This window comes from Hamadaea sp. NPDC050747, from assembly GCF_040654195.1.
In the GTDB taxonomy this organism is placed as follows: domain Bacteria; phylum Actinomycetota; class Actinomycetes; order Mycobacteriales; family Micromonosporaceae; genus Hamadaea.
On record NZ_JBFAHM010000007.1, the window covers coordinates 207,486 to 229,199 of the forward strand.

General features: G+C 69.4%; 21 protein-coding genes. 6 read left to right on the top strand and 15 right to left on the bottom strand.

Annotated features, from left to right (window positions below):
• Positions 1-41 precede the first annotated feature (41 nt).
• Entirely contained in the window at positions 42-602 is a 561-nt protein-coding gene (locus AB0H43_RS18340) for a winged helix-turn-helix domain-containing protein (protein WP_360000551.1), read from the top strand.
• On the opposite strand, the gene AB0H43_RS18345 is transcribed toward AB0H43_RS18340, so the two are convergent.
• From AB0H43_RS18345 to AB0H43_RS18375, 7 genes are all read right to left on the bottom strand, one after another.
• A complete protein-coding gene (locus AB0H43_RS18345; RefSeq protein WP_360000552.1) occupies positions 599-2,020 on the bottom strand; it encodes an AAA family ATPase in 1,422 nt (473 codons plus the stop codon). The two genes, AB0H43_RS18340 and AB0H43_RS18345, sit on opposite strands and share 4 nt — an antisense overlap.
• Positions 2,021-2,104: 84 nt before the next feature.
• On the bottom strand, positions 2,105-4,585 hold the full coding sequence (locus AB0H43_RS18350; RefSeq protein ID WP_360000553.1) for a GNAT family N-acetyltransferase: 2,481 nt from the start codon (positions 4,583-4,585) through the stop codon (positions 2,105-2,107).
• A gap of 4 nt (positions 4,586-4,589) precedes the next feature.
• Complete coding sequence (locus tag AB0H43_RS18355) at positions 4,590-5,765, bottom strand: acetoin utilization protein AcuC (protein WP_360000554.1); 1,176 nt, start codon at positions 5,763-5,765, stop codon at positions 4,590-4,592.
• Positions 5,762-6,541, bottom strand: coding sequence for a sulfurtransferase (locus tag AB0H43_RS18360; protein ID WP_360000555.1), 780 nt, complete (start codon positions 6,539-6,541; stop codon positions 5,762-5,764). Before AB0H43_RS18360 ends, AB0H43_RS18355 begins: the two co-directional genes overlap by 4 nt.
• Before the next feature lie 133 nt (positions 6,542-6,674).
• Positions 6,675-7,355, bottom strand: a complete 681-nt coding sequence (locus AB0H43_RS18365; RefSeq protein ID WP_360000556.1) for a metal-dependent transcriptional regulator — start codon at positions 7,353-7,355, stop codon at positions 6,675-6,677.
• Positions 7,356-7,502: 147 nt separating this feature from the next.
• Positions 7,503-7,916, bottom strand: coding sequence for a DUF3592 domain-containing protein (locus tag AB0H43_RS18370; protein ID WP_360000557.1), 414 nt, complete (start codon positions 7,914-7,916; stop codon positions 7,503-7,505).
• Between the two features lies 1 nt (position 7,917).
• On the bottom strand, positions 7,918-8,376 hold the full coding sequence (locus AB0H43_RS18375; protein ID WP_360000558.1) for a DUF3592 domain-containing protein: 459 nt from the start codon (positions 8,374-8,376) through the stop codon (positions 7,918-7,920).
• Between AB0H43_RS18375 and AB0H43_RS18380 the strand changes: the two genes are divergently transcribed.
• Positions 8,375-9,178: a Uma2 family endonuclease gene (locus AB0H43_RS18380; RefSeq protein ID WP_360000559.1), complete on the top strand. Its 804-nt coding sequence runs from the start codon at positions 8,375-8,377 to the stop codon at positions 9,176-9,178. The two genes, AB0H43_RS18375 and AB0H43_RS18380, sit on opposite strands and share 2 nt — an antisense overlap.
• Here the strand turns inward: AB0H43_RS18380 and AB0H43_RS18385 are convergent.
• From AB0H43_RS18385 to lhgO, 3 genes are read right to left on the bottom strand one after another with little or no spacing between them, the layout of a single operon-like run.
• Entirely contained in the window at positions 9,175-9,705 is a 531-nt protein-coding gene (locus AB0H43_RS18385; RefSeq protein WP_360000560.1) for a hypothetical protein, read from the bottom strand. The genes AB0H43_RS18380 and AB0H43_RS18385 overlap by 4 nt on opposite strands.
• 16 nt (positions 9,706-9,721) lie before the next feature.
• Positions 9,722-10,615: a TIGR03619 family F420-dependent LLM class oxidoreductase gene (locus AB0H43_RS18390; RefSeq protein ID WP_360000561.1), complete on the bottom strand. Its 894-nt coding sequence runs from the start codon at positions 10,613-10,615 to the stop codon at positions 9,722-9,724.
• 17 nt (positions 10,616-10,632) lie between these two features.
• Positions 10,633-11,814 (bottom strand): L-2-hydroxyglutarate oxidase, encoded by a 1,182-nt coding sequence (gene lhgO, locus AB0H43_RS18395; protein WP_360000562.1) that lies wholly within the window; start codon positions 11,812-11,814, stop codon positions 10,633-10,635.
• An 83-nt stretch (positions 11,815-11,897) separates the two neighbouring features.
• Here lhgO and AB0H43_RS18400 point away from each other — a divergent pair, with 83 nt between their 5' ends.
• The gene (locus AB0H43_RS18400; RefSeq protein ID WP_360000563.1) at positions 11,898-12,272 is read left to right on the top strand and encodes a VOC family protein; all 375 of its coding nucleotides are present in this window, start codon (positions 11,898-11,900) and stop codon (positions 12,270-12,272) included.
• 108 nt (positions 12,273-12,380) lie between these two features.
• On the opposite strand, the gene AB0H43_RS18405 is transcribed toward AB0H43_RS18400, so the two are convergent.
• Positions 12,381-12,614 carry a DUF5522 domain-containing protein gene (locus AB0H43_RS18405; protein ID WP_360000564.1) on the bottom strand — a complete coding sequence of 78 codons (234 nt, stop codon included), beginning with the start codon at positions 12,612-12,614 and terminating at the stop codon, positions 12,381-12,383.
• Entirely contained in the window at positions 12,511-13,500 is a 990-nt protein-coding gene (locus tag AB0H43_RS18410; RefSeq protein ID WP_360000565.1) for a DMT family transporter, read from the bottom strand. The genes AB0H43_RS18405 and AB0H43_RS18410 overlap by 104 nt, the downstream gene beginning before the upstream one ends.
• Before the next feature lie 205 nt (positions 13,501-13,705).
• On the opposite strand from AB0H43_RS18410, the gene AB0H43_RS18415 reads away from it, so the two are divergent.
• Entirely contained in the window at positions 13,706-14,323 is a 618-nt protein-coding gene (locus tag AB0H43_RS18415) for an RNA polymerase sigma factor (RefSeq protein WP_360000566.1), read from the top strand.
• Positions 14,320-15,318, top strand: coding sequence for a CU044_5270 family protein (locus tag AB0H43_RS18420; RefSeq protein ID WP_360000567.1), 999 nt, complete (start codon positions 14,320-14,322; stop codon positions 15,316-15,318). Before AB0H43_RS18415 ends, AB0H43_RS18420 begins: the two co-directional genes overlap by 4 nt.
• Before the next feature lie 81 nt (positions 15,319-15,399).
• Here the strand turns inward: AB0H43_RS18420 and AB0H43_RS18425 are convergent, their stop codons facing one another.
• Positions 15,400-18,192 (bottom strand): vitamin B12-dependent ribonucleotide reductase, encoded by a 2,793-nt coding sequence (locus AB0H43_RS18425; RefSeq protein WP_360000568.1) that lies wholly within the window; start codon positions 18,190-18,192, stop codon positions 15,400-15,402.
• Positions 18,193-18,276: 84 nt separating this feature from the next.
• Positions 18,277-18,741, bottom strand: a complete 465-nt coding sequence (nrdR, locus tag AB0H43_RS18430) for a transcriptional regulator NrdR (protein WP_360000569.1) — start codon at positions 18,739-18,741, stop codon at positions 18,277-18,279.
• A 504-nt stretch (positions 18,742-19,245) separates the two neighbouring features.
• Between nrdR and lexA the strand changes: the two genes are divergently transcribed.
• Complete coding sequence (gene lexA / locus AB0H43_RS18435; protein WP_360000879.1) at positions 19,246-19,920, top strand: transcriptional repressor LexA; 675 nt, start codon at positions 19,246-19,248, stop codon at positions 19,918-19,920.
• Positions 19,921-20,289: 369 nt separating this feature from the next.
• Here the strand turns inward: lexA and AB0H43_RS18440 are convergent, their stop codons facing one another.
• The gene (locus AB0H43_RS18440) at positions 20,290-21,681 is read right to left on the bottom strand and encodes a hypothetical protein (protein ID WP_360000570.1); all 1,392 of its coding nucleotides are present in this window, start codon (positions 21,679-21,681) and stop codon (positions 20,290-20,292) included.
• Positions 21,682-21,714 lie beyond the last annotated feature (33 nt).

The window sequence follows — 21,714 nt, forward strand, 5'->3', positions numbered from 1 at the left end:
CGATCTTGACTTAAGCGTCAAGAGTCCTTGACACTTGATGCATGACCGAACCGGATGACGTCCTGGAAGTCTCCTCGGCCGCGCAGTACGCCGCCTTGGGCCACCCGACGCGCCTGCGCCTGCTGTTCGCGCTCGGCCGGAAACAGGCCACGATCAGCCAGCTCGCCACAGCGCTCGGGACACGCAAGGGCAACATCGCCCACCACCTCGGCGTCCTGCGCGAGGCCGGAATGGTGACGATCGCGTACACCAAGCCCGTCCGCGGCGGCACCGAGCAGTACTACCAACGGAGCGCCCGGAAGTTGCACTTCACCGGCGAACAGGCGATCGCCCAGAAGGCGCTGACGTTGCGGGTGCTGTCCGAGGAGATCGAGGCGGCTGAACCCGATCCGTTCCTCGTCCTGCGGCAGGTCCACCTCACCCGCGCCCAGGCCGCCCAGCTCGCCGCGACACTCTCCGACCTGGTGGACGGCGTCGAAGAGGCAGACGAGGCGGAGCCTCGCTATCGGCTGCTCACCGGCCTGTTCGTGCCCGCCGCGGAAGCGCCCGCACCGGAAGCGCCCGCCGGCGAGACACCCCCCGGCGAGGCGTCCTCCGTCTAGCGGTAGGCCCCGACGATGTCCGCCGGCCCGACGAGGCGGGCGCCGTCGACGCTGGATCCGCTACGGGAGACGGCGATCAACGGCGTTGTGGCGTCCGCACCCGGCAGCTTCGACCGGTGGACCACGAGATCGGCTAAGTCGTGCGAGTCGAAGGCACGCCGCTCCAGCCATTTGACGGAGCCCACCATCGTGACCTTCTTGGCGATCGGCCCACGATCCGCGCCGACGAGGTCGATCTGCGGATTGTTGGTCCGCGTCCAGTAGCCGCCGATCACCTCCGTGCCGGCGGGCAGGACGTCGCCGGGCATCCGGCCGAGCGCGTCGCGGATCACCGGCTCGACTGCCGTGCCGCGCCAATCCGTCCAGGATCTGCGGATCCGGGCCAGCGTGAGGTCGCCGCGTCCACGTTCGATCTCGGTCAGATAGGGGCCGAGAAAGGCGAGCCAGAAGCGAAGATGAGGATCGGCGATGAGATATCGCGTCTCCTTCGACGGCTGTGTCGACAACGGCGTGACGGCGTGCACGGCTCGCTTGGCGGTGAGCAAAGCCAAGGCTCGGGTCAAGGACGCGTGCGACATGTCTCCGGCAGCGCGGGCTATCGGACTGTAGGCCCGTTCGCCGCTGCCCAGGGCGGTCAGCACAAGCCGAGCCTGCGATTCGGGCGGGAACTCGGCGGCGAGTGCCCGCTCACCGCTGACCAGCAGCGCCGAAGTGGGATCCGGCACCGCGTCCGCCAGGTACTCGTCCACCGACGCACCGGGTGGCCATTCGTCGAGTACCAGCGGCAGTCCCCCGGACACCAGGTACGCGTCGATCGCCTCCGCGGGCGGCAGATCCAGCATGCTGCCGACGTCGGCCGGACTGAGCGGCGGCACCACCATCTCAGTGGCACGTTGATGGAAGGGCCGGCCGTACTCGTTGAGCGCCTCCATCATGGCCAGATCAGATCCGACGCAGATCAACAGCACCGGTTTGGCGGAAAGCTCGCGATCGAAGATCTTCTGCAGCGTGCCCTCGAACCCGGGATCGGTGGCGATGACATACGGCATCTCATCGAGGACGAGGACGCTCGGCTGATCGTCGGGCATCGCCGCGACCGTCAGGCGCAACGCGGCGTCCCAGGTGCTCGGCTCCTGGCCGTCGAACATGGTGGCCCGCGGCAGATCCGATTCCCGACCGGCCTGGATGAACAGGCGCAGCTCAGCCTCGGCCGACGGCTGGGCGGACGCCGTGAAGAAGACGTGCGGCACGCCGGCTCGGCGTACGAACTCCTCGACCAAGCGGGACTTGCCCACCCGGCGCCGTCCGCGCATGAGCAGCGCCCGGCCTGGGCGCCCCGTCCGGCCGCCGGAGCGTACGCGATCGAGAAGCCTGGTGAGCTGCGCCAGTTCCGTCCGGCGACCGACGAATCCATCCATGTGGCTCACCACCCTCGCACGATACGCTCACATGTGAGTCTTTCACCGATGATTGACTCACGCATGAGCGTATCATGGACAACCCTAGCGGGCTGGTGGGAGAAGGCGCGGGCCGGTGTCCGGGCGCGGCTTCGGCTCCTCCAGCACGCCCCACGCGTGGAGGACGGCGTACCCGTCGGGGCGGGCCAGCACCGGGTTCAAGGTGAGGCGGCGGACGTGAGGCACCTCGTCGGCCAGGTGACCGACGCGGAGCAGCAGATCTTCCAGGTCGGCGACGCGTACGGGAGTGCCGCCGGCCGCTCCGGTCAGCAGGTCAGCGGCGCGCGGTGTGCGTACCAGGTCGAAGGCGTCGCGATCGGTCAACGGCGCGGCTCGCCAGGCCCGGTCGCCGACGAGGTCGGCCACGACCCCGCCGAGGCCGAAGCCGACGACCGGACCGAAAGCGGGATCGTCGACCAGCTCGACGACACAGGCGACGCCCGGGGCGACCATCGGCTGGACGAAGATCTCGACTCCGGCGCCGAAGAGCCCCTCCAGATCCTGGTACGCCCGGCGCAGTTGAGCCTCGTCGTCGACGTCCAGGCGGACTGCCCCGAGGTCGATGCGATGCGGTCGTTCCACCACCTTGAGCGCGACCGGAATCCCGCCGAACTTCGCGTACGCCGCGACGACCTCGTCGAGGCCCCGCGCGCGCAGGTGCGGCACCACCTCGATCCCGTACGCCGCCAGCGCCTCCTCCACAGTGGAGACCGCCGGCGGTGGGGCCGAGACGGGTGACGGCGGGATGACGCCTTCGGACTCGCGCAGCCACATGGCTCGGCGGCTGACCCGGGCGAGCGCCCGGACGGCCTCCTCGATCGACGGATAGCTCGGCACCGTTTCGGGCGCCCGCCCATAGAGGAAGGTCGCCACGAGCGGCTTCTCGCTCCCGGCCGCCGCGTCGGCGATGGCCTCCGCGTAGGGGGCGGCCCCCGAGTCGGACAGCGTCATCGCCCCGGTCGGCAGCGGTGGAGCCACCACGACCAGCAGCGAGTCCGTCTCGTCGGCGGTCAGGGTGGATCGTAGGACGGCGGTGAACTCCTCCTCGGCCGCTGAGGGCCCGACGGTGGCGACCGGCCCGACCGCCAGCCCCGCCGATACCAGAGCCGAACTGGCCAGCGAGGCGAGTGGAGCGGCGTTGCCGACGATCCCGACCCGGCGGCCGGACGGCATCGGCGCACCGGTCAGCAGCAGGCCGACGTCGACCAGTTCGGCGACGGTGTCGACCTGGATCACCCCCGAGTGCTCGCCGAGTGCCTGCATCGCCGAGGGATCCAAGGTGGACCCCAGCCCGGTACGCCCGGACAGCACGACGATCGGCTTCTCCCGCCCGACTTCCCGCGCGATCCGGGCGAACTTCCGCGGATTGCCGAAGGTCTCCAGGTACATCAGGATCACGTCGGTGTCGGGATCGCCCGCCCAGTACTGCAGCAGGTCGTTGCCGGAGACGTCGCCGCGCTGCCCCACACTGACGAAGCTCGACACGCCCAGGCCACGCCGGCCCGCCTCCGCCATGAGCAGCAGTCCGAGCGTGCCGGACTGGCAGAACAGGGCGGCCCGGCCCGGCGACGGCAGCTGCGGTGACAGCGTGGCGTTGAGCCCATGGGCGGCGATGCCGAGGCTGCTCGGGCCGATGACCCGCATGCCGGTCGCACGAGCCGCCCGGACCAGCTCCCGGCGCCGACTCTGATCCAGCTCCGTCACCACGAGCAGTCCGGCCACCCGCCCCGCGCAGTCCTGGACGACCGAGGGGACTTCGGCCGGTGGGACGGCCACCACCGCCAGGTCGACGTCTTCGTCCACAGAAGACAGAGACTCGCCACGGTGAATCAGGTGCGGGCGGTGTGCGTATGACTCGGAGATGTGCCGGACCAGCGCGGCGCCGACGCCGGACCCGGAGCTGGAGGCCCCGTAGACCGCGATCCCCCGTGGCCGGAGGAGTCGCGCCACCGACCTCGCCTCCGTACGCCGCTCGCGGTCGGCCTGGACTCGCCGTGACCGTTCGGTGGGCGCGATGGGGAAGGTCAGGTGGACGACGCCGTCCGCGTATTCGCGGGTGACCTGATAGCCCGCGTCGGCGAAGACGCGCAGCATCGCGCCGTTCTCCGGGAGGACCTCGGCGACGAACCGGGTGATCCCCGCCGGCTCGGCGCTGGCGGCCAGGTGTTCGAGCAGCACCGAGCCGATGCCGCGGCCCTGGAAGGCGTCGGCGACGACGAACGCCACCTCGGCGTCGGGCGCCTGCGCGCCGAGGCGCTCGTAGCGGCCGACCGCGATGATCTCGGCGCTGCCGTCCGGGCGGCCGTGCAGGACGACGATCGCCTCGCGGTCGCGATGGTCGACGTTGACGAACCGGTCGAGGTCACGCGCCGGAATCCGCGGGTACGGCGAGAAGTAGCGCAGGTAGCGGGTGCGTTCGGAGAACCGGCCGTGCATGGCCACGATGGCCTCCGCGTCGGACGGGTCGATCGGCCGGATGCGGACCGTCGAGCCGTCGGAGAGCAGCACATCCACGGGATCCCGCATGAGGTCAGTCCCGAGGGTCGTACGGGTCGAGGCCGTGCAGCGGATAGACCGCCTTGCGCGTCGCGAGGATCGCCCGGTCGAGCGGCGTCGGTTCGGCCTCGGGCACCCACGGCACGTAGCGGACGTCGCCGTCGTCGGTCATGCGCTGGGGTGCGACCCGCTCAGGCCGCAGGCTCTCGGCGAGGTCGATCCACTCGCGCGGGATCAGCGTCGCGGGGTCGAGCGGCTCGCCGGTGATCGTGGCGAGGAGATGCGTCCACGCCCTCGGCACCGCTTCGACCAGGGCGTATCCGCCGCCGCCAGTGGCGATCCAACGGCCGCCGCACAGTTCCTCGGCGAGATCGCGGAGCGCGAGATAGGCCGCGCGCTGACCGTCGACCGACAGCCGGAGGTCCGCCAAGGGGTCCAGGCGGTGCGGGTCGGCTCCGCACTGGGTGAAGAGGACCTGCGGCTGAAAGGCCCGCAGCAGACCGGGCACGACGGCGTGGAACGCGCGTAGCCACTCGCGGTCGTTCGTGCCGGGCGGCAGAGCCACATTCACCGCACTGCCCTCGGCCTGCGGACCGCCGGTCTCCTCCGGGAACCCCGTGCCCGGGAACAGTGCGATCGGCGTCTCGTGCAGGCTGATCGTCATCACGCGGGGATCGTCGTAGAAGGCCGTCTGCACCCCGTCGCCGTGGTGCACGTCGATGTCCACATAGGCGATGCGCTCCGCGCCCTTCGCCAGCAGGTCCGCGATCGCGATGGCGGGATCGTTGTAGACGCAGAACCCCGAGGCGCGGGCCGGCATCGCGTGATGCAGCCCGCCCGCGATGTTGACCGCCCGGAGCTGCTCCCCGGCCCACACGGCGCGCGCGGCGGTCAAGGTCGCCCCGGCGATCAGCGCCGACGCCTCGTGCATGCCGTCGAACACCGGGTTGTCCGACGTGTTCAGGCCGAAGCCCTGGAAGAAGAAGTCGTCGGGCGCGGCCTTCACCGCCGCGATGTAGTCGGCCCGGTGGACCAGCCCCAGCTCCTCATCGCTCGCCGCGGCCGGCTTGCGGACCGTGACGCCCGGCCTCTCCAGCAAGTGGTACGCGTTGGCGAGGGCCATCGTGAGGCGTACGCGGACGGGGTCGAGCGGATGCTCACCGAGGTCGTAGGCGAGTAGCGCCTCATCCCAGACGACCAGGCTGTTCATCGTGCCCCCGAGTCCTTCTCCGGCTCGTCCCCGGTCGCGATCGGGCGGTCCGGATCGGTGATCCAGTGACTCCACGAGCCGATGTAGAGCGCGGCGTCCTCCCGGCCCTTCGCGTGCAACTGGAGAACCGCGCGGGCGGCGGTGATGCCGCTGCCGCAGTAGGCCCCGACCGCCGTTCCCGCCGGGACCTCCGGCAGCTCGCCGGGGGCGTTGACCGCGCCCGGGATGTGCCCGGCGACGGCGTCGATCGGTTCCACCTCGCCCCGGAAGCGTTCGGCAGCCCGCACGTCGAGCAGTACGCCGGTCCGGGCGAAGTCGATCGCCTCGTCGGCCTCGATCGTCGGCAGCTGACCCGGCTCGACCGTGAAGTCGCCCGCCTTCGGCTCGGGAGTCTCCGTCGCCACCTCACCGGTCCACGCCGGGAAGCCGCCGTCGAGCACTCGCACGTCCGGATGCCCGGCCCAGCGCAACGTCCACCACGTACGCGCGGCGGCCAGCAGATCGCCGCCGTCATAGACCACCACCGGCCGGTCGGCGCTCACCCCGGCGGCGCGCAGCTTCTCCTGGAGCTCCGCCAGGTCGGGCAGCGGATGCCGGCCGCCCGCGCCGGGCGGGCCACACAGATCCTCGTCGACGTCGAGGAAGACCGCGCCGGGCAGATGACCATCGGCGTATGCCCCTCGGCCGGACGGCCCGCCGAGGCGCCAGCGGACGTCGAGCAAGGTCACGTCGGGCAGCCGGGCTGCCACCTCTTCGGCACTGATGAACGCGGTCACGTCCGCCATTCTGTCAGGCGGCCCAGCCCCAGCGCTCTTGATCTTCGCGGGATCCGGGATATCGCTGCTTCATTCGGTGCCATGGCAGCGTTATCCCGGATATCGCGATGTCACTTCCCTCTCGGCGGAGGTCTCAGCGGGTCGAGACGAACACCCGCGACGCGACCTCGCGCGGCAGGCGGACCTGCTCACCGGAGCGGTCGATGGTGACGCCGTCGCGCTCCTGCGCCACGGTGACCGTCGCGCCCGGGTCGACCCCGGCCGCGTGCAGCTGACGCAGCACCTCGGCGTCGGTCTGCACGCTCTCGCAGATGCGCCGCACGATGACCGAGCCGGTCAGGCCGGGGAAGGCCAGATTCCGCTCGGCCTCCGTCTCCGTCTTGGGCTGGGCGCCGTCGAAGGCGTCGAGGCCCGGGATCGGGTTGCCGTAGGGCGAGCGCGTCGGCCGGTTGAGCAGCTCGTAGACCCGCTGCTCGACGGTGTCGCTCATGACGTGCTCCCAGCGGCACGCCTCGTCGTGGGCCTCCTCGTAAGGCATCCCGATGACGTTGACGAGCAGCAGCTCGGCGAGGCGGTGCTTGCGCATGACGGCCACGGCGTGAGAACGGCCGGTGTCGGTCAGTTCCAGGTGCCGGTCGCTCTCGACGACTCGCAGCAGCCCGTCCCGCTCCATCCGGGCGACCGTCTGGCTGACCGTCGGACCGCTCTGGTGCAGCCGCTCGGCGATCCGGGCACGCAGCGGCGCCACGCCCTCCTCTTCGAGTTCGAGGATGGTGCGCAGGTACATCTCAGTAGTGTCAACTAGGTCGTTCACGGTCTACGGTCCTCCGGCAGCTCGCGCCGTGGGAGCTTCCTACTCAGGGGCTCTGGTGGCTGGCTCTGTGGCTGCCTGCGATTCTATTGGGTGATTCCAGTCAGCGGCGAACACGGCACGGCCAAGATCGCAAGCTGGACCCACTGATCAGCCCACCGCGGCGGCGAAGGTGACCAGAACCACGAGCAACAGCAGCCCGGCGAACAGGTAGCCGGCCGGGCTCGGTCCCTCGCCCGGTCCGTCGACGATTTCGATGACGGTCGGTTTGTCTGCTCTATACCTGATCAGCACCGGTGCCCGTCTGGGGTACGCCGAACGGCGGCGTACCGGGCCGAGGGCCAGGATCCGCTGACCGCCCTGCGTCCGGAAGGCCACCACCGGCCGGTACCAGACCCGCCCGGCGAACCCCGACCGGAACTGGCTCTCCACGATCGTCCCCGCCGCCTCGATCCCGCCCCGGCGCAGTCGCTCCGACCACAGCATCCGGCGTACGCCGGCGGCCAGGAACAGCAGCGCGACCGCCGCCCAGGCGACCGCGACCACCGCCGCGAACAGGCCCATCTCAGGTCACATTCCAGTGCCAGCCCACGACGACGAAGAACAGCCCGGCGACGGCGGCGAGCAGACCGCCCGCGATCATGGCCCAAGCCCCGGAGCCGCTGCCCTCGCCGGTGACGATCTCGATCTCCGCCGGTCGATCTGGGTGGTACCGCAGCGGCACTGTCGAATCCTTGACGAAGGAACGGCGGCTGGCATTGGGGCCTACCGCGGTCACCTCCTGGCCCTCCTGCGTACGGAACCGGACGACCGGGCGGAACACCATGAACCGGTTGTCACCGGCGCCCCGGCTCTCCATCTGACTGTCCACGACGGTTCCGGTCGTCTCCCGACCGTCCTCTCGCAGCGAGGCCGAGCCACGCAGCCGGGCGACGCCCTTGACGAGCCCCACGATCCCGCCGACGCCGATCACCGCCGCCACAATCATGAACATCACGGGGAACGCGCCGAAGACAGTCGTCATGACCGCGCAGCGTAGTGCCGACCGGCAATCCCCGGAACCCCTCGCCCGAACCGGGGAGATGCTGCCCGACGTGAGCGGGCGTACGCTCGTCGTGACTGTCCAGACCCGTGCTGAGCTGCGGATTGTCGGACAGATGACAATGCGGTTTTCGGTCCAAGTCGCGAAGCGGAAGGTTCTCATGACATCGCCCGAGAACGAGGAGCAGCCCATGACTGCCGTCGCGGATGCCCGGCCGAGCTATCTCGACCGGACCGAGTGGACAGTGGACGACCTCAAGGACCTGCCGGAGGACCTGAACTATGAGCTCGTCAACGGACGGCTGATCTTGCCGTCTCCGACTCTCTTCCATCAGAACGTCGCACGCCATATCGCGAACGTGCTTGAAGCGCATTGCCCCGAGACGCACGCCGTCAGCACCGATCTCTCCCTAGCGATCGACCACCAGAACGAACCGCGCCCCGACGTGGTGGTCATACCGGTCGGACACATCGACGTCTCGCCCGTACCGGTCGCGGGCTCGTTGCTCGCCGTAGAGATCGTCTCGGCGTCGCAGTCCTTCCGCGAGATGGCGGACAAGGCGACGGCTTACGCCATCGCGAACATCCCATATTACTGGATCATCGATTCACAGGAAGAACAGCTTTACCTCGCCGAGATGGCTCTCGACTCGCAGACCGGGGAATATCGGCGCATCGGTGCTACGACCGGCGTGTTCAAGACAGAGCAGCCTTACCCAGTGACGATCGACCTGCCGGCATTGTCCACCCGGTACGCCAAGCTGCGGGCTCGGGCCGGGCGCTAGTTGCTGGACTTGTCGATCTCCTTGGCCAGCTTGACCAATCCCGGCGCAGCAGCAGCCGGATCGGCGTCCGCCGCCAACGACAGCCGGAGGAAGAGCAGCCTCGCGTCACCCGTCAGCCACCCGATCTCCACGACCGGGCCGACCTGTCCCTTCGCCGGTGTGACCAGCTGATACGCCGCCTTGCCGACGCCGGGGACGTCGGTCGCGCCCTTCGGTTTCACGACGTCTTTGAAGACGGAGGCGTCAGCCTTCGTCTGGGTCACCGAGAGCACCACTTCCGGAAGCGGGCTCTGCTCTGTGCGTACGACACAGGTGAAGGTTTTGTCTTTGGTGGCCGCGGCCGCGATCGTGAACGACCGGCCCAGCGACCCACTGACCTTGGCGAAGTCGATGAGCTGGCATGCGCCGCCCTCCGCCGCGGCCGGGCGCTGTTGCACCGTGGGCGCGGGTTTCGGGGTGGGCGGGGAGGCGGTGCACCCGGACAGGAGGAGTGCCGCGGTCACCGCACCGGCAAGCGCGGCACGCACGGCGCAGAAGGTAGCACTAATCCCGCAAGGGTGAGAAGGCGTCGAGGAGCTCTTCCGCGACCCGCATCGAGACCTGGGGATCGGCGTCCGGTGAGCCGATGCGCGGGTCGAAGTTGAGGTCCAGGAACACCTCGGTCATGCCCTGCTCAGCCAGGCGTTCCAGGTCGCCGCGGATCTCCGTGAAGCTGCCGCTGAGTGGCCGCCGGTCGGCCCGGCCGGGTTCGCGGACGCGGACGGCGCAGCGGCAGATGAACCGCAGGGTCTCGGGATCGCGGCCGACTTCCTCGGCGCCGTGGCGGATCAGCTGGATCATCGGCGCGACATCTTGTTGCGTGGCTGAGCTGCTGCTGATCCAGCCGTCGGCGATCCGGCCGGCCCGGCGCAGCGCGGCCGGAGCTGTTCCGCCCAGCAGGACCGGTACGCGAGCCTGCACCGGCTTGGGTTCGAACTCCGCGCGGGGCACCTGGTAGAACCGGCCGGAGTGCTCGGGTCGCTTCTCCGTCCACAGTGTACGCAGGACCGATACGTACTCGGCGACGCGAGCACCCCGTTCGGCCAGCGAAGCGCCGGTGGCGGTGAACTCCTCGGGCTGCCAGCCGGTGCCGATCCCGGCGTCCACCCGGCCGCCGGAGAGCACGTCGAGCGTGGCGAGCTGCTTGGCCAGGATCACCGGCGAGAGGAACGGAAGGTTGACGACCGCCACACCCAGCCGGATACGCCACGTCTGCGCGGCGACGAAGGCGAGCGGCAGCAACGGATCGAGAACACTGCGGTACTGGTCGGCCAGGCCCTCCGGGGCGAGCAGCCGCTGAAACGTCCACAGGCTGTCGTAGCCGAGTTCCTCGGCCCGCGCCGCGATCGGCAGGATGCGGTCGGGCGTCGCCCAGGAACCGGAGACTGGAAGTCCCACGCCAAGCTTCATAAGACTCAGCGTAGGGCGGTCGCCATCTCCTGCACGATATGGCGGGCGATCGCGAGCGAACTCGTCGCGGCGGGCGAAGGCGCGTTGAGCACATGCACCTGCCGCGGCGCCTGAACGATGAGGAAGTCGTCGACGAGGCTGCCGTCCGGCCGGATCGCCTGGGCGCGTACGCCGGAACCGGCGGGTTCGAGGTCGGCCCGGGTGATCTCCGGAACCAGCTGCGCCACGCTCTCCGCGAACCGCCGCCGCGACAGCGACCGGGCGACCTCGCCCAGACCGTACTTCCAGTGCCGGCGCGCCAGCCGCTGGAAACCGCGGTAGGTCAGCGTGGCGGTCACCTCGCTCGGCCGGATCTTGGCCCAGCGATATCCCTCGCGGGCCAGCGCGAGGACGGCGTTCGGTCCGGCGTGGACGGTCCCGTCGATCATCTTGGTCAGGTGCACCCCGAGGAACGGGAACCTCGGATCGGGCACCGGATAGATCAACCCGCGGACGAGGTCGGTGCGGTGGGCTGTGAGCTGGGCGTACTCCCCGCGGAACGGGATGATCCGGGCCGGCGGGGTCACCCCGGCGAGAGCGGCGATCCGGTCGGAGTAGAGACCGGCACAGTTGATCAGGCTGTCGTAGCGCAGATCCCCGGCGGTCGTCACGACGGTGTCCGGGCGAATCGCCGTCACCGCGCAGCCGAGCCGGACCTGGCCGCCGAGCTTCTCGACCTGCCCCGCCAGGGCCAGTGCCACCCGGCCGTAGTCGACGATCCCCGTCGACGGCACGTGCAACGCCCCCACGCACTGCACGTGCGGCTCCACCTCCCGCGCCTCGTGCGCCGTCACCATGCGTACGGTGATCCCGTTGCCGCGCGCCCGTTCCTCCAGCACCCGGAGCCGGCCGAGCTGACCGGCCTCGGTCGCCACGATCAGCTTGCCCGTGATCGCGTACGGGACGTCGTGCTCCTCGCAGAAGTCGATCATCTGCGCGACCCCGGCCCGGCACAGGCGGGCCTTCAGGCTGCCGGGCGGATAGTAGACACCCGCGTGCAGGACCCCGGAGTTGTGGCCGGTCTGATGCGCGCCGGGCCGCTCCTCCTTCTCCACCACCGTGACCTCGGCGGCGGGCTGATCGAGGAGGAGCTGACGGGCCACGGCCAGGCCGACGATGCCACCACCGATGACGACGTAGCGGGTCACCGGAGCAGCGTACGCCGATCTTCGCTGCACACAGCCGTCGCGAACTGTCACGAAGTTGTCAGCCTCGTCCTACGCTGAAGGACATGACCGGACGAGTCGTCCATTTCGAAGTGCCCGCCGAGGACATGGAGCGGGCCCAGAACTTCTACACCCAGGCGTTCGGGTGGGACCTCACCCCGATCCCGGCGATGGGCTACACGCTGGTCTCGACCACGCCGAGCGGCGATCGCGGCCCGCTGACCCCGGGCGCGATCAACGGCGGCCTGCTCGACCGGAAGGCGCCGTTCGAAGGTCCGGTGATCACCATCGAGGTCGCCGACATCGACGCCGCCCTCGCCTCCGTCGTCCGCCTCGGCGGCGAGGCGGTCATCGGCCGCCAGGCCGTGGGCGACATGGGCTTCACCGGCTACTTCCGCGACACCGAGGGCAACCTGATCGGCCTCTGGCAGAACGCCTGACCCCTCCCTTGGGCTCAGCCGCTTGCGCGCTGGATCAGGGTTCCAGGTCGAATCTTGGGGCAAGATTCGACCGAGATCCCTGATCCAGCGCAGCGGGAGGGCGATCCGCTACAGGACATAGGGGCAGTGGCGGCAGCCTCGCTCGCAGCAGGTGCCGCGGTTCGCGAGGAACCGGGCGGTGAGGACGAACAGGCCGGTCTCGGGGTCGAGATAGCCGGCCTGTCCGCCCGCCATGGCCTCAGCGTGCCGGCGCAGGATCTCCGCTCGCCTCGGGTGCTCCGGCGCCAACCGGCTCGGGTGCGGCTCGGTCAAGGCCCGCGGCGCCAACGGCAACGGCTTCACGGCTCCCCCTCCGCACCGGAACGCTCATGGCCGCGACGGCGGCCAGCAGCATCACGGTACCGGCGACGGCTGGCAGGCCGAGCCGCTCCCCCAGCACCGCCACCGCCACCGCCAGCGCGCTGACCGGCTCGATCAGCACCAGCATCGCCGCGGTGGTCGCGGGCACGGTCTTCAAACCATTGAAGAACATCGTGTACGCCATCGCAGTGGGCACGATTCCGAGAAAGATCAGCCACCCGAGCGCGACGAGCGCGTTCGACGCGGGAAGCAGCCCTTCGGCCGCCGCCAACGGCGAGAGGCACAGCGTCGCCACCACGAACGACGCCAGCGTCTTGCCGACGTCATCCGATCCGATGCGGTCGGCGTACCGCCGGGTGAGCAGGGTGACGACCGCGTAGCCGGCGGCCGAGGCGAGGGCCCAGATCACCCCGAGCACCGGGTGGGGTCCCACTTCACCGGGACCACCGACGATCATGACCAGACCGGCGATCGCGACACCGATGGCGAGGAGCGCGCGGCCGGTCAGCAGTTCACCGAGAAAGAGCCGCGCACCGATCGCGACCAGGATCGGGCACGCGCCCAGCGTGGCGACGGTGCCGACGGCGACCCCGGCCTCGGCGATCGAGAGGTAGTACGCCGATTGGTAGACCGCCAGACCGAGGCCGATGACGATCATGACCCAACTGCGCGGGAACACCGCCCGCAGTCCGACCGGCCGCCGGCGGACCAGCTGGACCAGTGCGAGCACGAGTACGCCGAACGCGGCTCGCCAGAAGGACACCGCCAACGGCCCGAGGCCGCTGATGCGATAGAGGACCGATGCGACGACACCGCCCATGCCCCAGGCAACGGCTGCGGTCGCGACGAAGAAGACGCCTGACTTCATTTCCGAGTTCTCCACTGAAAGTCGTCCGAACCATGACTGGCGTCTGCGGGCGACGACTCATCGTCCGGGCTTCACACAGCCCGGAACAGGTGGAGATGGGTGCCGACCGCGGTCAGGCGACCGGTGGCGAAATGATGGTGCGTCCCATGGCGGACACCTTATCGCGCGCGGGAACTTCTCGGTGCCGGCCGGACAGGAACCTCATATGACGACGTCACTGCGCAGGCGCTTACGCGCCGGCGACCCGGCCGCGTTCCGTGAGCTGTTCGACGCCGACGCCGAGGCCATCTACCGGTACGCGGCCCGAGCCTTGGGCGACCGTACGACCGCCGAGGACGTGCTGTCGCTGACCTTCCTGGAGGCGTGGCGGCTACGCGAGCGGCTGCAGTCCGACGGCGAGAGCGTCCGTCCGTGGTTGTTCGGCATCGCCACGAATGTCTTGCGGAACACGACTCGCGCCGCTCGGCGGCACCGCGCCGCCCTGGCCCGGCTCCCCGCGCCGGAGGCCGTGCCGGACCACTCCGATGACGTGGTGGATCGGATCGCCGACGACGCCCGGCTGGCCGCCGCCCGGCGCGCGCTGAACCACCTCCGGCCGCACGAGCGCGAGGTGTTCCTGCTGTGCGTCTGGTCGGGGCTGGACTACGCCGCCGCCGCGGAGGCGCTCGGCGTGCCGATCGGCACCGTCCGGTCTCGCCTGGCCCGTGCCCGAGCGCGGCTGCGCGAAGTGACGCCGGCGATTCAGGAACCCGCGCGCCGGTACGGACAGCTAACAGGTGACCGCGGTTACGCGGTCCGGTCGAGTCAGGAGACAGCCCGATGAACGCCAACCCGCATCACCGGACGGCGAGGGACGACGCCACCGAGCTGGCCCGGCTTATGCCGGCGCCGACGGTGCCGGGCCTCGACGCCGACCGCCACCGGAAGCTCAGGGAGCACCTCATGCACGAACTGCAGGATCCGTCGGCGGCCAACGCCGGCAGTCCGCGCCGGTCCCGGCGCCGCCTGCTCTGGGGGCTGGCCCCCGCCACCGCCGTGGCCGCGGCGGTGATCACCGTCCTCGCACTGTCCGGCGCACCGGATACCGCCAGGCCGGAGGCGGCCGGCGGCGACGCGGCCGCGCCGCTGCTCGAACAGTTCGCCCTGGTCGCCGAGCAGCAGCCCGCCGCCAAGGTGCGCGACGACCAGTACGTCTACGTCAAGAGCCTGGTGTCCTTCGCCGGCATCAGCCAGGAGGACCCGCAGCAGCCCGCGAAGGTGACCCTCGACGAGCCACACGAACGCCAGACCTGGTTCTCCGTGGACGGCAGCCGGGCCGGGCGGCTGGCCGAAGGCCGCAAGCCGGCCGTGCTCGAGCCGAACCTCCAGCCGAGCCTGCACCTGCCGACCTATCGCTACCTGGAGTCGCTGCCCACCGACCCCGGCCAGCTGCTGACCATGCTCTACGCGGGAAACGACGACACGAAGAACTCCCGTGAGCAGAAGGCCTTCGAAACGATCGGCGACCTCCTCCGCGAGTCGATCGCGTCACCGAAGGTCACCGCGGCGCTCTACCGCGCGGCAGCGAAGATCCCGGGCGTCATCGTCGTCCAGGACGCGGTCGACGCGGCCGGCCGTCATGGCGTGGCGGTGGCCCGGGTCGACGAGCACACCGGCACCCGGCACGAATGGATCTTCGACAAGAAGACCTCCACGTTCTACGGCGAACGGGAGGTCCAGGCCAACCGCAGCCCGGAGGGCATCGAGCCGGGCACCGTCCTCGGCCGCTCCGCCGTCCTGGAGCGGGCGATCGTGGACGACACGACGCAGACGAACTGACATGACGAAAGGGGAGCCGGGTTCGTCCCGGCTCCCCTTTCCTGTGCTCGGCTAGCTGTGCTCGGTGTGATGCGGTGCCGGTCAGCTGCAGCCGCTGGTGGACCCGCAGCCCTCGCAGACGTAGCAGCTACCGGCGGGGCGCATCTTCGTGCCGCAGGTGAAGCACAGCGGCGCGTCGGCGGCCTTGCCCAGCACCGCCTCCAGCAGCTCGGTCGAGGACCCGGCGGTCTTGGCCGGGGCCGTGGCCTGAATCTGCAGGACCGGCTTCTCCTGGGCGGCCGGCGGGACGTACTCCGTGCCCTCCTCCTCGGCGCGCAGCTGGGCGGTCCGCTCGGCGGCGGTGAAGATGCCCAGCTCGGCCCGCCGGTCGTAGGGGAGGAAGTCGAGCGCCAGGCGACGGAAGATGTAGTCCATCACCGAGTTCGCGATCCGGATGTCCGGGTCGTCGGTCATGCCCGCCGGCTCGAACCGCATGTTGGTGAACTTGCCGACGTAGGTCTCCAGCGGCACGCCGTACTGCAGGCCGATCGAGATCGCGACGGAGAAGGCGTCCATGACGCCCGCCAGGGTCGAGCCCTGCTTGGACATCTTCAGGAAGACCTCGCCGAGACCGTCGTCCGGGTAGGACGAGGCGGTCAGGTAACCCTCGGCGTCGCCGACCGTGAAGGAGACCGTCTGCGACGGGCGCTTCTTCGGCAGCCGCTTGCGGACCGGCCGGTACTCGACGACCTTCTCGACCTCGGCCGCCGCGACCGGGACGACCTCGGACTTCTCCTCCGCCTTGGCCTTCTTGCCGCCGACCGACAGCGGCTGGCCGACCTTGCAGTTGTCGCGGTAGATGGCCAGCGCCTTCAGGCCCAGCCGCCAGCCGTCGAAGTACATCCGCTCGACGTCCTCGACCGTCGCCGACTCCGGCATGTTGACGGTCTTGCTGATCGCGCCGGAGATGAACGGCTGGATCGCCGCCATCATGAGCACGTGGCCCATCGGGGAGATGGCCCGCTCGCCCATGGCGCAGTCGAAGACCGACAGGTGCTCGGACTTCAGGCCCGGGGCGTCCACGACGTGACCGTGCTGAGCGATGTACTCGACGATCGCCTCGACCTGCTCCTCCTGGTAGCCCAGGGCCCGCAGCGCGCGCGGCACGGTCTGGTTGACGATCTGCATCGAGCCGCCGCCGACCAGCTTCTTGAACTTGACCAGCGCCAGGTCGGGCTCGACGCCCGTCGTGTCGCAGTCCATCATGAAGCCGATGGTGCCGGTGGGCGCCAGGACGCTCGCCTGGGAGTTGCGCCAGCCCTGCTTTTCGCCGATCTTGTTGCCGAGCTGCCACTGCTTGGCGGCTTCCTTGGTGATCGCCTTCGCGACGTCGCCGATCGGCTTGATCTCGTCGGCCGCGGCCGCGTGCTTACGCATCACGCGCTGGTGCGGCGTGGCGTTGCGGGCATAGCCGTCGTAGGGGCCGACGACCCCGGCGAGCTCGGCCGACCGCCGGTACGCCGTCCCGGTCATCAGCGCCGTGATCGCGGCGGCGACCGCCCGGCCACCCTCCGAGTCGTAGGGCAGGCCGCTGGCCATCAGCAGGGCGCCGAGGTTGGCGTAGCCGATGCCGAGCTGCCGGTAGGCCCGGGTGTTCTCGGTGATCTTCTTGGTCGGGAAGTCGGCGAAGCAGATCGAGATGTCCATCGCGGTGATGACGAACTCGACCGACTTGACGAACTTCTCGATGTCGAACGAGCCGTCCTCGTTCAGGAACTTCATCAGGTTGAGCGAGGCCAGGTTGCACGAGGTGTCGTCCAGGTGCATGTACTCCGAGCAGGGGTTGCTCGCGGTGATGCGGCCGGTCTCCGAGCAGGTGTGCCAGTCGTTGATGGTTCCGTCGTACTGGATGCCGGGGTCGGCGCACTCCCAGGCGGCCTGCGCGAGCTTGCGGAACAGCGACTTGGCGTCGATCGTGTCGATCACCCGCCCGTCGAGCCGCCCGATCAGGTCGAAGCCCTTGCCCTCCTCGACCGCGTGCATGAACTCGTCGGTGACGCGGACCGAGTTGTTGGCGTTCTGGTACTGGACGCTGATGATGTCCTTGCCGCCGAGGTCCATGTCGAACCCGGCGTCGCGCAGGGCCCGGATCTTGTCCTCTTCGCGCGCCTTGGTCTCGATGAACTCCTCGACGTCCGGGTGGTCGACGTCCAGGATGACCATCTTCGCCGCGCGCCGGGTGGCGCCGCCGCTCTTGATCGTCCCGGCCGACGCGTCCGCGCCCCGCATGAAGCTGACCGGGCCGGACGCCGTGCCGCCGGAGGAGAGCAGCTCCTTGCTCGCCCGGATGCGGGAGAGGTTGATGCCGGAGCCGGAGCCGCCCTTGAAGATCAGCCCCTCTTCCTTGTACCAGTCCATGATCGAGTCGACCGAGTCGTCGACCGACAGGATGAAACAGGCGCTGACCTGCTGGGGGCTGGGGGTGCCGACGTTGAACCAGACCGGGGAGTTGAAGCTGAACACCTGGTGCAGCAGCATCCAGGTCAGCTCGTGCTCGAACAGCTCCGCGTCGTCGGTGGAGGCGAAGTAGCCGAACTCCTCGCCGGCCTTGCGGTAGGTCTGCACCACGCGGTCGATCAGCTGGCGCAGGCTCCACTCGCGCTCGGGGGTGCCGACCGCGCCGCGGAAGTATTTCGTGGTCACGATGTTGGTGGCGTTGACGCTCCAGAACTCGGGGAACTCGACCCCCCGCTGCTCGAAGTTGATCGAGCCGTCCCGCCAGTTGGTCATGACGACGTCGCGACGCTCCCACGTCACCTCGTCGTAAGGGTGGACCCCTTCCGTGGTCCAGACCCGGTCGATCTTCAGCCCCGCCGCTCGCGTGCGTCCCGCCATCGTGAGCCCCCTCCAGCCTTCACATCTGTATAACGCGTGCTTGTGACATTTCAGTTCGTGATGTAGCGCGCCCCAGCAGGGCGTTCAGACGGCGGTGGTGCTGCCGTTGCGGGTACGCAGCGCGGCGATCTCGCGCTCGAAGTCCTCCAGCGACTCGAAGTCCCGATAGACGCTCGCGAATCGCAGGTATGCCACCTCGTCCAGCTCCCGGAGGGGCTGCAGGATGGCCAGGCCGACCTCGTGCGAGGGGACCTCGGCCGCTCCACGGGCCCGGATCGTCTCCTCCACCCGCTGTGCGAGCAGGGCGATCTTGTCCTCGTCGACCGGCCGGCCCTGGCACGCCTTGCGTACGCCGCCGACGATCTTGGCGCGGCTGAACGGTTCGGTGACCCCGCTGCGTTTCACGACGGCGAGAACGGCCTCTTCGACCGTGGTGAACCGCTTGCCGCATTCGGGGCAGTGCCGCCGCCGCCGGATGATCTGTCCGTCTTCGGCTTCCCGGGAATCCACCACGCGGGAATCGGCGTGCCGACAGTACGGGCAGCGCATGAGGTCCCCTCCTCCCACCCGGCCGGGTACCACGTCCGGCGGACATGGCTGATCACGGGCCGTCCTCGAAAGGCCGACGCCGATGAGATGACGCAGATCACTGTGGCCGGTCACTCGACGCTATCTATAGATGTCGAGCGCCTCGGTCACCACAAGATGTGGGGTTGAACTTATTCCTCGGACGGTCGCCGCGCAAGTTCGACACGGCTTTGCCGACACGTGTCGCGAATCTCAACACGCCGCGCCGCCTCGTGGTTACTGCCCGCGTTGAAGCCACCCGAAAGGCGGGGCTTGAAAGCGGTACCAGAACAACCGTACGATGTCGAGACCGACACGCGTCGTACAACTGTTTGAAGGTGTCGGCGAAACACGATACGGTCATCTCAGCGAATCCGGACACAACGCCGCCAGCGGTGCTCGGGCCTTCGCCGAATGATCAGCTTCCCCGGATCAGTTCAGCAGGAGGGCAGCCAGATGGCGTCCGAGAAGAAGCCCAAGACCGCGATGCGTAGCGTGGCCTCGCTCTCCGCCACGCCGCTCGACCTGTCCGGCGGTCCCGAGCTGACCGCCCGCCAGCGGCGCATCCTGGACACCATCCGAGCCTGGATGGAGCAGAAGGGCTACCCGCCCACCGTCCGTGAGATCGGCGACGCCGTGGGCCTGGTCAGCCCGTCGAGCGTCGCATACCAGCTCAAGGAGCTGGAGCGGAAGGGCTACCTGCGCCGCGACCCCCACCGGCCGCGCGCCGTCGACGTCCGGCCACCGGCCGACACCGACCCGGAGCTGCTCGGCATGCTGCGGCCCACTCCGGCATACGTGCCGGTCGTCGGGCGCATCGCCGCCGGTGGCCCCATCCTCGCCGAGGAATCCGTCGAGGATGTCTTCCCGCTCCCGCGCGAACTGGTCGGCGAGGGAACCCTCTTCCTGCTCCAGGTCAAGGGTGACTCGATGATCGAGGCCGCCATCTGCGACGGAGACTGGGTCGCCGTCCGTCAGCAGCCGACCGCCGACTCCGGAGACATCGTCGCCGCGATGATCGAAGGCGAGGCGACGGTCAAGACGTACCGGAAGCGGAACGGGCACGTGCTGCTCATGCCGCGGAACCCGGCATACGAGCCCATCCCCGGCGACGAGGCCACCATCCTCGGTAAGGTCGTCGCCGTCATGCGTCGAGTCTGAAACGGCGCCATTTCGTCCCTGGCTGCGTTGCTCGACACCTCGTTGCCTCCAGGCAACGTCGGCGTCGTGCGCCTTGCCAGGAACAAAATGGCATCCGTTTCCCTGGGGCAATCCATATGACCGTGCGTACGGTTCGTCGGTCAGTGCCGGTGATATGCGATTCGCTGTCCGATTTCCGCTGAGTGCGCCCGTCCTATGCGCCTCAACGGCCCAAAACACACATGGCTGGCACTTGCACTTGCCGAGAAGCGTCCCAGCGCACACCAGCGGCAAATGATCTTCGACTTCCGTGGCTAGCCGACAAATCCGCGCGCCAAACATGATCTTTGAAGCCCCGACCAGCCGGGACGGCTGAAACGCGGGGATTCTTCAGTACCGATTCGGGTCCCAAGGATCCGAAGACCGCGGTCCCGGCTGGGGTTGTCCGTAAGGCGGCTGCGGCTGGCCGTACCCTGGCTGCGGCCTCGGCGGCGGCGCCCCGTACACCCCTCCTTGGTCCGGATAGCCGCCTTGCCTGCGGTCGTCGTATCCGGGGACCGGCGCGAGCACGGTGGTCGGCGCGTTGTCGGTCGGTAGCGGGAAGTCGGCGTCGCCGAATTCGTCGAGCGCTTCCCGTTCCCGTTTCGCCTTCTTCTTCGCCGCGGCGGCCGCTTTCTGCCGCTTCTTCTTGCCGTTGATCATCCCGAAGACGCCGAGGCCGACGAGGATCAGGCCGGCGAAGCCGACGCCGGCGAGGAGCATGTAGACCTGGTCCAGGGTGAGGTCCTTGAACCATTTCATGATCGCGGAGTCGCCCTGGGACGCTTTGACCGTCGGCGGCGCGACGTAACGCTTCGTCGTCGGGGTGTACGCGAGCAGCGCCGCGGTCTCTTTGTCGCCCGCCTTGTCGAGGCGAGGCGCCGTGACGAACTGTGTGCCGTCGTTGGAGTACGTGATCGCGCCGCTGTACTGCTCGGCCGGGGCGGGCAGCCCGGTGACCCGGGGTTCCGTCTTCAGGGCGGCGAGCACGTCGCCACCGGTGACGTCCCACTCGTAGGCGTCGGCCTGCGTACGCAGTGCGACCCGGGTCCCGTCCGGGGCCACGGCTCCGCCGGTGAATCCCTTGCGGCCGGCGCCGCCCAGGATGTTCTCCGTGACCGTCGTCAGGATGTCGATCTTGCCGGCCTGCTTCAGCGCCGTGGTCTGCCCCGCGGCCAACGGACCGACCGGCGTGTAGAGGAACGCGGTCTTGTCGTTCTCGTGCGTCACGAGGATGGGCGTGCCGTCTCCGTTGATGAGGAGCGCCTGGACCTCGTGCTTGTCGCCCTCGGGGAAGGTCAGGCGGAACAGCTGCGGCGTCGTCAGGGCGGCGGGCAGCTTCCACAGCGCCACGCTCTGGCGTTCTTTCGCATTGCCGGTGTCGGCGATCCACATCGTGCCGTCTTTGGCCCGGACGATGTCGTTCGGCGAGTTGGACCCGCCGCCGCCGAAGGAGATCCCCTTGCCGGTCACCTTGCAGGCCGCCGTCAGCTGCCAGATCTTCTGGTGGCTCTCGACGGCGTTCTCGACGTTCTCGGTGGTGTTGACGGCCAGATAGCCGGAGCTGGTGGCGACAATGCCGGACAGCTCACCGACCTTGAGGTCGCTGAGCTTGCAGACCTTCTTGCCCTGGGCCGCCGGGGTGGCCGCCGATGTCGAGGGGGAAGGGTCCACTGCCCAGGCTGGGGACCCGAGCAAGAGCGCGGCCCCCACCGCCATGACCGAGAACGTCACACGCCGCATCCGGCAAGTCTCGCATGCTCGGCCGAGGCGGTG